We start from the raw sequence: 16,300 nt of genomic DNA on the forward strand, positions 1-16,300 counted from the left end.
ATGATTCTAAAATATTTGGGCATTCGCATATAAATGTATTATAGCGATTATATATTATCGATAATTAACAGTAAACTATTTGTAATAATAATTAGAGGAAGTAAAGGAAAAAATTGATTGTATCGAAGTGAAGTTTTTTCACATGGTAATTTTTATTTAAAATAATTTTTAAATTATTTTGACAATTCAAAAGGAAATTGCTATCTTTATTATAGATTATCGATAATCTATAATAATGAAACTATCTTAAAGGAGTGGATACGTGTAAGAGAAATTTGAATAATGGTCTGTCTAATAATAGGATGTGAAGGTAAAGTACTAAAAAAGAATAATCGATTAGGTATTTAACACATCACACATGTAAATTTTAATATTAAAGAAAATACAAATATCAGTGATTTCACTTCTCAGATTTAATAGGATAAGAACTAAAATTAATTATGAAAACGGTTACTTTATAGGCTATATAGCAAGTCATAAACTCAAACCGTCGAAAAATATTGATCATTAAAAAATTTAGATACTAGGGGGATACTTATGAATTTATTAACAGACTCGTTTGAATTTGGGTTGCATACACAGATCCATTTTGGGGTTGACCGTATTCAGGAATTACCTAGCATTATTAAAAAATATAACTATCAAAAAATACTTGTTTGTACGGATAAAGGAATTGTTGATTCAGGTACTCTTGATCGTTTAGAATCCGTTCTTAAGAGTGGGGAAGTTAATTATGAATTATTTACTGAAGTAGAACCTGATCCGACTTTAAGGGTGGTAAAAAAAGTGGAAGAGCTCTTCATAATGAAAAATTGTGACGCCCTTATTGGATTAGGTGGTGGAAGCTCGATTGATACAGCGAAAGGGGTTTCTGTAGCTGTAGCAAATCCAGGTGATTTAAGTCTGTTTGAAGGGAAGAATCAAATTCCAAACCGTGGACCAGATATTATTGCCATCCCTACAACGGCGGGCACTGGATCCGAAGTTACCCACGCAACTGTATTAAAGGATGAAAAAAGGAAATACAAAATGGGGATTGTTAGTGAACATTTACATCCAAAAGTGGCAATATTGGACCCTCGCTTACTTACCACTTTGCCAAAAGGATCTTCCGCGATTACGGGAATGGATGCATTAAGCCATGCCATTGAATCTTATACATCTAATCAGGCACAGCCAATTACAGAAGCTTTAGGCTTACATGCCATTGAGCTGATTGGTAAATGGTTAAGGCCATTTGTTGCAGATCGATCCAATTTAGAAGCTGCATCTAATATGATGCTGGCAAGCACCATTGCAGGGATTGCCTTTATTTGGGGGAGGATTGCGGCTGTTCATGCTTTATCCCATCCACTGGGTGGCCGATACAATATCGCCCACGGTTTAGCCAATTCTATAATGTTACCAGTAGTTATGAAATATAATTTAAGTTCTGACTTTGAAAAGTTTAAAAATATCGCTGCTTTGCTCGGAGAAAATGTTCATGACTTAAGCCTTCGAAGTGCTGCTGAAAAATCAGTGAAAGCTGTAGAAGAGTTAATTTCAGATTTAGAGATTCCTACGACTTTGAAGGATATCAACATTGAATTAACAGAGGCAGAAATTCAAGTGGTGGCACAGGAAGCGTTTGATAGTGGCATGACAAATGCAAATCCTAAAAATGTTTCTATTAAAGATTTAGTTTCCATAATCAATTCTATTAAATAAGGGGTGTAAAAATGGTAGTTGTTAAGAGTTCTCCTATTACGTTAAAAAACTATATTGGCGGCAAATGGGTTCCATCTTCAAATAACCAGACTTATAAAAGGGAAAATCCAGCGAATATTAAGGAAATTATCTGGATAGCTCCAAATTCTACGGAAGAGGATGCAAACAATGCTGTAGATGCTGCTCAAGAAGCATTCAAATCCTGGTCTAAAATGTCTCCTATTAATCGTGGTAAATACCTTTATCGCTTTGCCGAAATTTTAGAATCACAAAAAGATGAGGTAGCAGATTTATTGACAAAAGAACAAGGTAAACCATTTAGTGAATCTTTAGGAGAAGTGAATAAAACTATAAGCGAGGTTCGTTTCACAGCTGGGGAAGCATCAAGGTTAACAGGAGAGACTTTACCTAGTGAGCGTGAGAATGTAAACATTCGTACGATTAGGGTTCCTAAGGGGGTAATCGCTGCTATTTCACCATGGAATTTCCCATTGGTAACACCTTTACGAAAAATTGCGCCGGCATTAGTTGCTGGGAATACGGTTGTCTTTAAGCCAGCAAGTGTAACGGTAGGAATGGGATATAAGATAGCTGAATTATTTGAACAGGCAGGACTGCCAGAGGGTGTATTAAACTTAATAATTGGTTCAGGAAGAAATGTTGGAAACCAACTAGTCAATCATCCAAAGGTTCGAGGAGTTACATTTACTGGTTCAACAGGGGTGGGATCAAACATCTATGAACAAGCATCAAAACGTTTGATCCATGTTCAACTGGAAATGGGTGGGAAAAACGCAGCCATTATTTATGAGTACCCGGATATAGAAAAGGCCATTAATCAAATAGTTCCCGCTGCTTTTGCTGCTACAGGGCAAAGATGTACTTCTATTAGCCGAATAATCGTTAACAAGCAAGATAGAGATCGCGTAGTAGCAGCCTTAAAGGAAAAAACTGAAGCATATGTTATTGGTGATGGTTTTGACAAACAAACTACATTGGGACCTTTAGTATCTAAAGATCAATTAGAAACTACACAAAAGTATGTTCAAATTGGTTTGGGGGAAGGGGCCACATTAATAGCCGGCGGAAAAGCCTCAGATCAGGGAACAAAAGGATATTTCTTTGAACCTACCATTTTCGCTGATGTTAAGCCTAATTCAAGAATAGCGAAAGAAGAAATTTTTGGACCTGTACTTGTCGTATTGACAGCAAATAGCTTCAACGAAGCGCTAGAAATATGCAATGACAGTGATTATGGGCTTGCAGCAGCTTGTTTTACTCAAAATAAATCATATCAGGATCTATTTGTTAACCAAGTAGAAGCAGGTATGATTCATGTGAATAATGGTACTATCAGTGAATCCCATGTACCATTTGGAGGTTTAAAACATTCAGCAATAGGACCTTATTCTATTGGCAGTACAGCAAAAGATTTCTTTACGGATTTAAAAGTGATTTATGATGCTAATAATTAATGATAGACATTTGTTAATTGCAAACAAAGCACTAAGGAGCATAAAAGCAGGGTTAATTCAGAAAGAAGGTTCTCTTTACTTCAGAAGTAGTGTGTTTAAATGATTATCCGGACTAGTGCTGGAAAAAGGTAACAACTAAAATTTTAACCGATATAAATGGTCCTACGTTTTCAAAAAAGGCACGAAATTTACTCTTAGTGGGGGATTGATAAAATGTCACTACAACGTAAGGATTCAGACCTGGAATTATCCAACAGTAAACCATTGTCACATGATTTGGATAAACCTACCAATGTGCGTTGGCAAGTGTTTGTTGCTCTACTTGGTCTCACTACAATCAATTATATTGATCGGGCTGTTTTATCTGTTGCCATGCCAGCACTCCAAAAGGACTTAGCTTTGGACCCTGCCATTGTAGGGCTTGTACTAAGTTCCTTTTTCTGGGGATATGCACTTATGCAAATTCCGGTTGGCTTAATTGCGGACCGTTATAGACCTGATAAATTAATAGTGGGTTCAGCACTTGCATGGGGATTGGCGCAAACTTTAACTGGGTTTGTTAGTACCAGTAAAATGCTTATCTTCTTACGGGTTTTACTTGGAATAGCGGAATCACCTATGTTTCCAAGTGGATCCAAAATGCAATCCGTATGGCTCACTTCCAAAGAAAGAGGACGTGGTGCTACTTTACTTGATAGCGGTGCATCCTTAGGAACGGCCCTTGGTGGACCATTAACAATAGCCTTCATGGCATGGCTCGGAGGATGGCGTGGTGCTTTAATTGGAGTTGGTCTTCTAACGATCGTGATTGGCTTAATCAGTTGGAAAGTTATAAAGGGAACGCCAGAAACTAATCCAAGGGTGAACAAAGCTGAACGAGAATATCTAAAAAAAGCACATTTAGAGGAATACAACTCGGATTCCCAAGGGAAAACTCAAAACACAAAGATCAAACATTACTTTAAAAATCGAAACTTTTGGTGCATGTGCCTAGGCTTTTATTCGTTAAACACGATTTTTTTCGGTCTCATGACTTGGGGACCTAATTACTTGGCAAAAACACAAGGCTTAGATATAACAACCATTGGAGGTGCGATATTGCTTATTTTTGGTGCAGGTGTTGTAGGTGAATTGACTGGGGGATGGATTGCAGACAAATGGAGGGAAAAAGGCGGCAAATTTAATACGGTTATGCATACTCTCTTAGTCATATCAGGGTTAATTAGTGCCTCTTGCATCTTATTATTAACGCTCTCAGCATCTCCTACCACGGCTGTTACTTTACTTTGTATCGCATTATTTTTCCTACGGTGGGCTGGCTTGTATTGGAGTATTCCAGCCACAATTGCCCAGCGTGAACATGTTGGTACGATAGGAGGTTGTATGAATTTTGCAGGGAACATGGCTGGTGTCATCACTCCTATTGTAATCGGTTTTATTGTATCGTTTACAGGTTCATATTTTATGGGACTGGTTCTATTTAGTATCTTTGGTTTAGTCTTAGCTGGAGCATCCCTTTTTATTGACTTTACTAAGAAAGTAGAAGCGATATAACTAGATTATGAGTTCCTTTTATAAAGAGAGAGACCTATATTAGCCCTTTGTTTATGTAATCTTTGCGATTGTAAGAGTATTAACTATATTTTTTTAGATAGCAAGATAAAAATGTAATCAGGTGAGTCTCTTGTTTTACGAAAGGGACCTCCTTAAAACATCAATCTTTTTTTTATTCTTATCTATATTTTTGATAGATGGATAGATGATATTTCATTAATTCATATTATCGATAATCTATTATTGATAAAGTGGATATCTTGGTTTTAACATTGTTACTAACAAGAAAGGGGAATGTATATGCAAATAACAGAAACTCAACAAAATTGGAGAGATCTTGCAAGAGATTTTGCCAAACGTAAATTAGAACCTGCCACTGAATGGCTAGAAGGTAAGAAATTTTGGGATAATGCAAAAAAATTAGCCGATCATGGATTTTTAGGCTTAACTCTTCCGGAAAAATATGGAGGAATGGATTTGGATTTATTTGACGCATTACTGATCATCGAAGAATTATGCAGGGTGTGTCCAACTAGCGGGCGTCATGCTTATCATGCAAGTATGGGTATTGCTTCTTATATTAATCATTTAGGTAATGAGGAACAAAAGAAAAAATATTTACCATTGGTAACATCCGGAAAATTGTTTGTTGCACTGGGAATGAGTGAACCAGAAGCAGGCAGTGCTGCAACTGATTTAACTACAACAGCCATTAAAGAAGGAGATTACTATCGTTTAAATGGTTCAAAAGTTTTTATTAGTGATGCTCATCTTGCTGATGTATTTGTTGTCTATGCTCGATTCGGAAATACAGGACGTACGTCAGATATAGGCGCACTCTTAGTAGAACGTGGCACTCCTGGTTTTACGGTAGGACCGAATGAAGAAAATATGAGCGGTGAAATACAATGTGCTTTATATTTTGAAGATGCCCTGGTACCAAAAGAAAATGTCCTTGTAACAGATAACGCCTTCAAAAAGTTAATGGGAGTCTACAACGGTGTGCGTTTAGGGTTTTTAGCCCAAACCATAGGGATTACACAAGCTGCTTTTGATCGCACAATCGAACATGTAAAACAACGTAAACAATTTGGTAAGGAAATTTGTGAATTTCAAGGGTTGCAATGGATGATATCCGATATGTATGTCCAGCTTGAAGCTGCTCGTACTTTACTTTATCGTGCAGGTGAAGCGGCATCTGACAATAAACCTGATAAAAATGCAGTTAGTGTTGCCAAACTGTTTGTAGCTGAGGCTGCTCAAAAAATCACTGATACATGCATTCAACTTCATGGTGGCTATGGATTTTCTAAACAATATCCACTCGAATGGTATTATCGATGTGTTCGTTCTGCCTCAATTGCGGGTGGTACGTTACAAGTTCATAAGACCATGTTAGCTTCAGATGTACTTGAAAGAAAATTCAACCAACGACAATAGTAATGAAAAAGTACTTAAATATTGAAGTCATTGAGGGATTTCAATAAAGAAAACTAGGAGGTAAATGGGATGAGCACAGCATCTTACAACCAAATTAGTAACTCCAAAGTAGTTTCTGTTGAAGAAGCAGTTAAAAATATACCAAGTAATGCGTCCATTACGATTGGTGGTTTAATCTCAATCTTATGTCCAGAAAAAGTTCTAGCTGCGCTTGAGGAACGTTTTTTAACTGAAGATGAACCTAAAAATCTATCTGTTATTACACCAGTCAGAGTAGGATGGGACCCTAAAAGAAGGACAGGACTTGAGCATTTTGCTCACAAAGGCATGTTAAAACGCCTAATAAGCGGTAGCTTTCATATTAAAGAAAATCAAAAAGTGGCAGGCATGATTCGTAACAATGAAATAGAGGCGTACAATTTTTCTATGGGGACCTTATTTCAATTAATTAGATCAATTGCAGGAGGGCATCCAGGGCTCTTGACAAAAGCTGGTTTACATACCTATGTGGACCCTAGATATGATGGAGGCAAATTAAATGAGCATACAAAAGATGAGCTTGTTCGGTTGCTTGAGATTGATGGAGATGAACATTTATTCTACCCGTCTTTCCCAATAGACGTGGCAATCATCAGAGGTACTACAGCCGATGAAAGTGGAAATATTACCTTAGAAGAAGAACCGGCGACGTTAAGTGGACTGGAAATGGCCATGGCAGCAAAGGCTAATGGGGGATATGTCATTGTTCAAGTTAAGCGTGTGACCGGAAAAAATACCCTTCACCCTCGTTCGGTAGAAATTCCCGGTATTTTAGTAGATGCCATAGTGATAGACGAAGAACAAAAGCAAAGTCTACTTCCAGATTATAACCCTAGCTGGACAGGAGAAATTAAACAGCCTATTAGTCAATTAAAAAAACACTTACCATTAGATGCTAAAAAAGTGATTCTTCGCAGAGCAGCAAAAGAAATTGTTCCAGGAGCTATCGTTAATTTAGGAGTAGGTATTCCTGTAGATTTACCTCAATTGGCTCTGGAAGGAGATTTCTTCAAGGAAATTACCTTTTCTTTAGAGCATGGGGCTATTGGTGGTGTTCCAATGGGGGTAGAAGTATTTGGAGCTCATAATAACCCAGAGGCTTTTGTAACTTCACCTCAAATCTTTGATTTTTATCAAGCCGGGGGATTATCTGCAACCTTTCTAGGATTTGCCCAAATTGATGGTAGTGGAAATGTAAACGTAAGTAAGTTTAATGGTATCTACCGGGGTTCCGGTGGATTCATCGATATTACTCATAAAACTCCAAAAATTATCTTTTGTGGGACATTAACAAGTGGAGGGTTAAAGGTATCTGTGGAAGAAGGTAAGATAAAAATCGAAAATGAGGGACGATATAAAAAATTTATCCAATCCATCGAACATATGACCTTTAACGCTAATCAAGCTCTGAAAAAAGGGCAAGAAATTCTGTATATTACGGAACGTTGTGTTTTCCGTTTAGAGGAGAAAGGCTTGGTCCTTATTGAACATGCACCCGGGATTGATGTGAAAAAAGATATTCTTTCGAATGTGGATTGTGAAATTACTATTTCTTCTAATCTAAAGTTGATGGAGCCATCGCTTTTCATGGAATCTAAAAATGAAGTTTTAATGGAAAGGGTGTAACGGAGTGTCTTACTTAAAAATTGGTCGAATCATTGAAACAGATGTATTAGTTGTGGGAGGTGGTGGAGCTGCAGCAAGAGCTGCTCTTTCTTCGGTCGAATCGGGTGTAAGTGTTCGAATCGCTGTAAAATCAAAATGGCTTGGAAGTGGCTCTACTGCAACAGCATTTTCGGAATTGTTAGCGATTGCGGCAGCCATTGGCCATGCAGATGAACGAGATCATCCTGAAATCCACTATGAAGATACGTTAGATGCTGGAAGAGGTTTTATTGATCCTGAACTTGTTTGGACACTTGCCTCGGAAGTTCCTGATCGTATTCAAGATCTTAGGAACATAGGGTTAAACTTTGATAAAGAAGAAAACGGAAAGCTAGTACAAGGTATGAGTGATTTTGCCACATATCCAAGAACATGCCGAGTAAATGGCGTAACAGCGCGTCACATTTTAGTTGCGCTAGCAAAGCAAATTAAAAAACATAACGTGCCTATTGATGAAAATATTATGGTGTTTAAATTATTAATCGATAAAAACAAAAGCATTTCAGGAGCACTTGGTATAAATAGGGATACAAAAGAGATCATTCTTTACAAAACACCGTCCATTATCCTTGCGTGTGGAGGGGCTCATCATGTTTATAAATATGGTGTAGGGACTCCAGATATGACCGGAAATGGATATGCGATGGCCTATGAACTAGGTATCCCTCTCATCAATATGGAATTTATTCAAATCGGACCAGGAGTGATTAATCCTTCCATCACATTATTATCTGGACCGGTGTGGAAGCCGAAACCTATACTCACAAACACCAAAGGAGAAAATATTCTCAAAAAGCATGTACCTCCACATGTCAAACTTGAGGATGTTTATAACCATAAAGTATTTCCATTCACCATTTCAACAGCTGCGTATTACTTAGATACTTCCATTCAGAAAGAATTGGAGTTAAATCCTACCCCTAACGGGGGAGTTTGGTGTACGATGCCTGATGGTTCTGAAGGCATTGTAGATCAAAAAATGCCCAAGACAAAAGGTGTACTGAAGTCAAAAGGGATTGATGTGTTTAAAGATCAGTTCGAGATAGCACTTGTAGCTCAGTGTATGAATGGAGGAGCCTTAATCGAAAGCCCAGATGGTACCACAAATATATCCGGTTTATTTATCGCAGGGGAAACAGCAGGAGGTGTGCGTGGTCCGGACCGTCCTGGTGGAAACTCTCTGGCTGAGGGACAAGTTTTTGGCTACCGTACTGGAAAAGCAGCAGCCGCTCATGCTGACAAAAAAGAAATTACTGAAAATCCTGAAAAAGAATCCCTAGCTGTATTAGATGATTTAAGCGAATTAATTTCAATCAGCAAAGGCGAAAAAGAACTTAATGATGCCATCCATTTACTTAAGGAAACTATGTATAAAAATTGTTTGGTTATCCGTAACGATAAGCGCTTGAATGTAGCGCTTACACTTATTGATGAACTCGAGCGTTCTATAGTAAATGGAGATTTTAATATTGATGAGAATAATCTCTTTACTGCCATTGACCTTAAACATATGCTCGTCACTTCCCGAGCAATTGTTATCTCTGCAAAAGCACGTACAGAAAGTAGAAGTTGCCATTATCGAGAGGATTACCCTGAAAAAGACGATTTAAATTGGATAAACAGTATTTATGTCACTCAAATAGATGGAGAAATGCAAATAAATACTCGACACTGGCCAAAGACACGAAAAAGTGAAGTACAGCTATGATTGTGAAAGCCTCAATGTAGGGGAGTTTCATATCAATCGGATAGTATTCCTTTTAAAAGATGGCAAGGGAAACTCACAAATAATTGGAAGCTAATTAAAAAGGGGAGATTAGGAAAATGAATATCGGTTTTAGAGTATTTCCAGTTGAAAATCGTGTTGATAAAAGGATAGTCGAGGAGTTCCAAAACGTTGTCACTCCTCATATCAGTGATAATATGAGCCGGCTGCAAGGGGCGATTTCTGACTTAAGACCCTATCATAAAGGGGGAAAACTTGTAGGTACAGCTGTAACAGTCAAAACAAGACCGGGGGATAACTTAATGGTCCATAAAGCAATTGATCTAGCACAACCTGGTGATGTTATTGTAGTTGATGCAGGTGGGGATACAACAAACGCAATTGTTGGGGAGATTATGCAAAGAATAGCAAAAAAAAATGGTATAGCAGGATTTGTGATTTACGGTGCTATTCGGGATTCACTAGCCTTCAAACATGATTCATTTCCTATCTATGCAAAAGGAGTAACTCATCGTGGCCCATATAAAGATGGACCAGGTGAAATCAATGTCCGCATCTCTCTTGGTGGTATGATTATCAACCCAGGTGACCTTATCGTAGGGGATGAAGATGGTCTTATAGTTGTCCCTATAGAAAATGTAGAAGAAATCCTTCAAAAAGTAAAAATTCAAGCTCAAAGAGAGGAAGAGATTTTTCAATCAATTGAGCAAGGGACAGTAGATAGAAGTTGGGTTGATAGTACTTTGAAGGAAAAGGGCTGTGAAATTTTTAGTACTTCTGAATCTTTAATAAGTAATGAGGGACATTAAATGAAGCCAAAAGTTTATATAACAAGGCGAATCCCAGAACACATCGTAAAGAGAATTAACAATACTTGCGAGGTACGAATGTGGGATCACGAAGATATTCCCATACCCTATGAGATTCTTGAAAAAGAAATTGGAGAGATCGATGGTTTATTATGTTTATTAACAGAAACAATAGACGATGCACTGATAAGAAAAGCAAAAAACCTTAAAATCATCGCTAATATGGCAGTTGGCTATAACAATATTGATATTAACAGTGCGACTACACATGGCATAATGGTCACGAATACACCAGATGTTTTAACAGAAACCACAGCAGATTTAACGTTTGGTCTTTTAATGGCAACAGCGCGCCGTCTAATAGAGGCATCTGATTATTTGAAAAGTGGTGAATGGAAAACATGGTCTCCTATGCAACTGACTGGCCTGGACATACATGGAGCTACTTTGGGGATAATTGGCTTAGGTAGGATTGGAGAGGCATTAGTAAGAAGAGCAAAAGGGTTTGATATGAAGGTCCTGTATTCTAGTAGAAGCCGTAAATATGAACAAGAGTATGAATTAGGCATAAACTATACCTCACTTGAAAACCTTTTACTAGAATCAGATTTTGTATGTGTCATGGTTCCTTACACTACAGAAACCAAAAATCTAATTGGATCGGAGCAACTTTCGTTAATGAAAGAGAATGCTGTACTTATTAATACGGCTAGAGGTGGAATTGTTAATGAAATAGCTTTATATAAAGCTATAAAAAATAGAGAGATTTGGGGGGCAGGTATTGATGTGTTTGAAAATGAACCTGTTTCTTTAGATCACCCCCTTTTAACATTACCAAATGTGGTTACTCTTCCGCATATAGGTAGCGCGAGTATTGCAACTAGAACGAAAATGGCTAATCTCGCCGTGACTAATTTAATGACAGCTTTACAAAATGAAAAACCTCAAAACTTGTTAAACGATATTTGTTTTAATAACTAGTTAAAAAAATTGCTACTCAATTGAAATGGGAAATTACATGATTCAAAATAAAAATCAGTTTTTTTATGATGATACGGATAATACAACAACATGAGCTTTAACTATATCAATCTTCCGACTTAAACAGAAGTGGGGGAAGGCACTTACTTATGTGCTTCCACACCTCGCTTCTTGTATTTAGGTAATAACTATTATAACTGGAGGAGTTTGCTGAATGGAATTAAAAAGTGTAGGCTTTATCGGACTTGGAGCAATGGGAATGCCTATGGCAAAGAATGTTCTAAAAAAAGGCTATGAATTGCATGTGTCATCTCATAAAAATCGAAAACCTATAGAAGAATTAAAAAAGTATGGAGCGATTGAGCACATCTCGATAGCAGATATCATTTCACATAGCCAGGTTTTGATTAGTATTCTACCTACGGACAATGAAATGGAAAATGTGCTGCTTTCTGATCAAGTGCTGAAGAGTTTCAACTCTGACAAGATATTAATTGAAATGACTTCAGGTTCTCCTGGAATGATGAAAAAGATTCATGCTGCTTATCAGGAAAAAAGGATTCGTGTTTTGGATGCACCGGTTAGCGGGGGAACATTTGGGGCTGAACAAGGAAATTTGACTGTAATAGCAGGTGGAGATTCAGAAGTACTGGAAAAAGCCAGACCAGTGTTGGAGGCAATGGCACAAAGTATTTATTTGGTAGGCTCTATTGGTGCAGGAAAAGCAATTAAAGCAATTAATCAAATGTTGGCAGGTATTCAGATGATTGCTTCGGCCGAAGCCGTGGCTTTAGCTGAACAACTAGATGTTGATATGGATATGTTGAAACAAGTGATAGGGAACAGTTCAGGGTCTTCTTGGATGTTGATGAACAAGTTGGATAGCTTGTTAAAAAGGGATTTTGCACCAGGATTTAAACTTAGCTTAATGAAAAAAGATATCCAGATCGCTGTGGACGAGGGGAAAAATAAGGAATTGCCGCTTTCTTCTTTCGCGCTTCAACTTTATAAGACTTCGGAGAAGGAGTTTGGAGAACAGGACTTCTCAGCAATTGGTAAAAACATTCTATCTTAAAAGTGTAAGGAAGTTAACGAAGATTTATTGGATATCATAAAGTACTGTAATTCAGTGTGGCTACATTCATAATCATTATGGGAAGGTGTGATTAATATGGAGAAGGATTTAGTCATAGTCTTAGCACCGGATTCATTTAAGGAAAGTATGACAGCTAAAGAGGCTTGTGAAGCAATGGAAAGAGGTATAAAAAAAGTAAATGATAAGATTACTTGCATTCATGTACCGATGGCAGATGGAGGCGAAGGTACAATGCAATCTTTGGTCGATGCTACTGGAGGAGAATTTCATTCGTTAAATGTAATTGGGCCACTTGGAAACGAAGTGGAAGCACACTATGGGATTCTAAGAGATGGGGAAACCGGAGTAATAGAGATGGCTAGCGCAAGTGGAATCCAATTAGTCCCATTAGAAAAAAGAAATCCGCTAATTACAACAACATATGGAACGGGACAGCTTATAAAAGCCTGTTTAGATCACGGAGTAAAAAAATTATTGATAGGCATAGGAGGAAGTGCGACTAATGATGGCGGAGCAGGTGTTGTACAGGCATTAGGTGGGAAGTTGTTAGATAAAGAAGGTAAGGAACTCAGGTTTGGTGGCAGTGAGTTAGGAAAGTTAGCTAGAATAAACTTAACAGAACTTGATCCTCGTTTGAAACATGTAGTTGTCGAAATAGCCTGTGATGTGACCAATCCTCTTTGTGGAGAAAGTGGAGCATCACGTATTTTTGGACCTCAAAAGGGAGCCAATCCAGAAATGGTTGAAATACTAGAAAGTAACTTAAGAAATTATGCCAATGTCATAAAAGAACAATTGAACAAGGAAGTATTAGATATTCCCGGTGCAGGAGCAGCTGGGGGACTGGGAGCTGGACTTATTGTATTTTTAAATGGAGCATTGAAAAAAGGCATTGATATGTTAATAGAATATACTGGTTTAGAAGAAAAAATAAAAGTCGCTGACATGGTCTGGACTGGTGAAGGAAGTATTGATTTTCAAACACAATACGGGAAAACGCCATATGGAGTTGCAACTGTGGCCAAGAAATATAATAAACGGGTAATAGCGCTGGCAGGAAGAGTAAGTGGTGATATTGATATACTATATGAAAAAGGGATTGACTCCTTATTTAGTATACTGCAAGGGGCATCTTCTTTAGAAGAAGCATTAGCTAATGGAAAAGAAAACTTAGAGAAAACGGCAGAGAGCATTATAAGGTTTTATGAAGTTATTAAAATTTAATTGAAATAAACACAAAAATTTAAAGACGGTGATCCCGTTTTCGAAGTCTAAAGAAAAGCTGGTATACGATACTTAGTCCATATCAAAATGGAATTTACAATCATTTAAAAGATTGTGTGTTTGTAACATTTAAAACGCTGTGTAAGTCCCTTTTTTTTGAAGTTTACGACATGCTACAAAAACAAAAGTAAGGTACCTGTTAAAGTAAAGCAAATCATTGTATACTTGTTTAGGAATTTACAAAAAAAGAATAGAACCTTTTCTCGTTTCTTTTTCATTTTTTGTTTCTGAGAAAGGAACCCGCAATTCATTAATAGTTAGGTGGTTGTTATATTTGAAAGATAAGTGTATTGGTATTGATATTGGTGGAACAAGCATAAAATTAGCTTTTATAAAATTAGATGGAATGACGTTAGCGAGGTGGGAAATACCGACAGATATCTCGTATAACGGCGTAAAAATCGTTGGTGACATTATTGAAACCGTTAACAAAAAAATGGTTGAACTTAATTTTGAGAGGGATTCTTTTAATGGGGTTGGTGTCGGTGTTCCAGGATTTGTAGATTCAGTTGCCGGATGTGTAACATATTCCCCTAATATACCTTGGAAAGAAAACTATCCACTGAAAGAGGAATTAGAAGAGGGTTTTAGACTACCAGTGGCCATCGAAAATGATGCTAATTTAGCAGCTTTAGGTGAGATGTGGATGGGTGCTGGAAAAGGAAAGAAAAACATTTTAATGGTGACGCTCGGTACCGGAGTAGGTGGGGGAGTCATTGTAGACGGAGAAGTGGTAAGCGGAATTAATGGGATGGGTGGAGAGATCGGACATATATTTTCAAAGGATAATGGAATTGTTTGTGGTTGTGGAAAAGTGGGTTGCCTGGAAACAATCGCAAGTGCAACTGGTATGGTAAGATTGGGAAATGAAATGATTGAAAATCACTCCGGTTCTACTGATTTATATGTAATTAAAGAAGATAACGGGAAAATTGAAGCCAAAGATGTATTAAATGCTGCGGAAAGCGGGGACTTTTATGCTCTTAATGTAGTTGATGAAGCAATGAAACATTTAGGAATTGCAATTAGTACCATTATTCATACAAATAATCCTGAAATGGTGATTATTGGCGGAGGGGTTTCGAAAGCAGGAGAATTCTTGCTAGAACAATTGAAAAAGTATTTAAAACAATATACGTTACCTCGGGCTTACCATGCTTTAACATTAGAACTTGCGTCGTTAGGAAATGATGCAGGTGTTGTTGGTGGAGCCTATTTATATAAGGGGGTCAACAATAAAGTATTAAATGTATAATCCATTAGGTGGTTATGAATTTGTCAATATATCGCGTCCAAGGAGGATGTTATAATTATTTCATCTGTGCTTGTTAAACAGTAAGAATAATTTTAAAAATCGAAGAGTTTATTGATAATAGTAACGAAAAAAATAAATATTTAAAATATTATTGCAATTGGAAATGTAATCGATTACAATAGTGGAAGATAGTTTATCTTGAAAGGAATTTAAATTATGATAAGAATTGTTGATGTTGCAAAGGAAGCGAATGTTTCCACAGCAACAGTTTCTAGGGTGATAAGTAAATCCGGTACCGTAAAAAGTGATACAAAAGAAAGAGTCCTGAAAGCGATAGAATTATTAAACTATCAGCCTAATGTTCTTGCAAGACAGCTTCGAAGAATGGAAACAAAAACAATCCTTGTTGTTGTTCCAGATATTACGAATACTTTTTTTTCCAAGGTGTTGCGGGGGATAGAATCCGTAGCCATGGAAAGTGGATATCAAGTATTGTTGGGAGATGCTCTCAATAATGTGGATCGTGAAAGTGGATACTTAAATATTCTTCAACAAAAAAAGGCGGACGGAATGATATTGTTAACTGCAAGAATTGATGGACAGGTAGTAGAGGACATTGCAAAACAATTTCCTGTTGTCCTTGCTTGTGAGTATACAGAAGGATTTGAAATTCCAACTGTATCGATTGACAATATTAGCAGTGCCAGAAAAGCAACGGAACATCTGATTAATTTAGCCCACAAACGAATTGGCTTTTTATCCGGGCCATTTAATAGCGTGTTAGGTCGCGATCGTTTAAAGGGATATAATCAGGCAATGGCTCAACATAGCTTACCTATACTCTCAACAATGGTACAGGAGGGGGACTTTTCTTATGAAAGTGGTTTTAATTTAACGCTTAAATTATTAGCGAATGAAGTACCCCCGACCGCAATTTTTGCTGCTAATGATGAAATGGCAATTGGGGCGATAAAAGCGATAAAATCTAAAGGATTAAGTGTTCCAGGGGACATATCAGTCGTTGGGTTTGATGATATTAAATTTGCTTCCATTTTTGAGCCGTCATTAACTACGGTTGCTCAACCATCCTTTGACATTGGGAGAATAGCCATGGAATTACTAATTAAAATAATAAGTAAAGTTAATCTAGAGAAAAGCCAATATATTTTAGATGATAAACTGGTTGTTCGGGAATCATGCAAAAGGTTAAAATAGAAATTTTTTCTACAATTTGTAATCGATTACAAACTATAAAATGGATAATACATG

12 protein-coding genes are annotated in these 16,300 nt (G+C 37.2%); all 12 read left to right on the forward strand.

The window, feature by feature from the left end; genetic code table 11:
* The first annotated feature begins 537 nt into the window (after window positions 1-537).
* Entirely contained in the window at window positions 538-1,707 is a 1,170-nt protein-coding gene (locus ACWF5P_RS25325) for an iron-containing alcohol dehydrogenase (RefSeq protein ID WP_452445433.1), read from the forward strand.
* An 11-nt stretch (window positions 1,708-1,718) separates the two neighbouring features.
* Window positions 1,719-3,182 (forward strand): aldehyde dehydrogenase family protein, encoded by a 1,464-nt coding sequence (locus ACWF5P_RS25330; protein ID WP_452445434.1) that lies wholly within the window; start codon window positions 1,719-1,721, stop codon window positions 3,180-3,182.
* Window positions 3,183-3,395: 213 nt separating this feature from the next.
* On the forward strand, window positions 3,396-4,736 hold the full coding sequence (locus ACWF5P_RS25335) for an MFS transporter (protein WP_452445435.1): 1,341 nt from the start codon (window positions 3,396-3,398) through the stop codon (window positions 4,734-4,736).
* Between the two features lie 300 nt (window positions 4,737-5,036).
* Window positions 5,037-6,176 carry an acyl-CoA dehydrogenase family protein gene (locus ACWF5P_RS25340; RefSeq protein ID WP_452445436.1) on the forward strand — a complete coding sequence of 380 codons (1,140 nt, stop codon included), beginning with the start codon at window positions 5,037-5,039 and terminating at the stop codon, window positions 6,174-6,176.
* Window positions 6,177-6,245: 69 nt separating this feature from the next.
* Window positions 6,246-7,841, forward strand: coding sequence for an acyl CoA:acetate/3-ketoacid CoA transferase (locus tag ACWF5P_RS25345; protein ID WP_452445437.1), 1,596 nt, complete (start codon window positions 6,246-6,248; stop codon window positions 7,839-7,841).
* A 4-nt stretch (window positions 7,842-7,845) separates the two neighbouring features.
* Window positions 7,846-9,588 (forward strand): FAD-binding protein, encoded by a 1,743-nt coding sequence (locus ACWF5P_RS25350; RefSeq protein ID WP_452445438.1) that lies wholly within the window; start codon window positions 7,846-7,848, stop codon window positions 9,586-9,588.
* A gap of 116 nt (window positions 9,589-9,704) precedes the next feature.
* Window positions 9,705-10,415, forward strand: a complete 711-nt coding sequence (locus ACWF5P_RS25355; RefSeq protein WP_452445439.1) for an RraA family protein — start codon at window positions 9,705-9,707, stop codon at window positions 10,413-10,415.
* Complete coding sequence (locus ACWF5P_RS25360) at window positions 10,416-11,396, forward strand: 2-hydroxyacid dehydrogenase (RefSeq protein ID WP_452445440.1); 981 nt, start codon at window positions 10,416-10,418, stop codon at window positions 11,394-11,396.
* Window positions 11,397-11,610: 214 nt separating this feature from the next.
* Window positions 11,611-12,471, forward strand: coding sequence for an NAD(P)-dependent oxidoreductase (locus ACWF5P_RS25365; RefSeq protein WP_328167541.1), 861 nt, complete (start codon window positions 11,611-11,613; stop codon window positions 12,469-12,471).
* 96 nt (window positions 12,472-12,567) lie between these two features.
* Window positions 12,568-13,716, forward strand: a complete 1,149-nt coding sequence (locus tag ACWF5P_RS25370) for a glycerate kinase family protein (RefSeq protein ID WP_452445441.1) — start codon at window positions 12,568-12,570, stop codon at window positions 13,714-13,716.
* Window positions 13,717-14,050: 334 nt separating this feature from the next.
* Complete coding sequence (locus tag ACWF5P_RS25375; RefSeq protein ID WP_452445442.1) at window positions 14,051-15,031, forward strand: ROK family glucokinase; 981 nt, start codon at window positions 14,051-14,053, stop codon at window positions 15,029-15,031.
* Window positions 15,032-15,247: 216 nt separating this feature from the next.
* Window positions 15,248-16,246 carry a LacI family DNA-binding transcriptional regulator gene (locus ACWF5P_RS25380; RefSeq protein ID WP_452445443.1) on the forward strand — a complete coding sequence of 333 codons (999 nt, stop codon included), beginning with the start codon at window positions 15,248-15,250 and terminating at the stop codon, window positions 16,244-16,246.
* Window positions 16,247-16,300: the final 54 nt, after the last annotated feature.

It is taken from the genome of Peribacillus sp. NPDC055009, assembly GCF_053608705.1.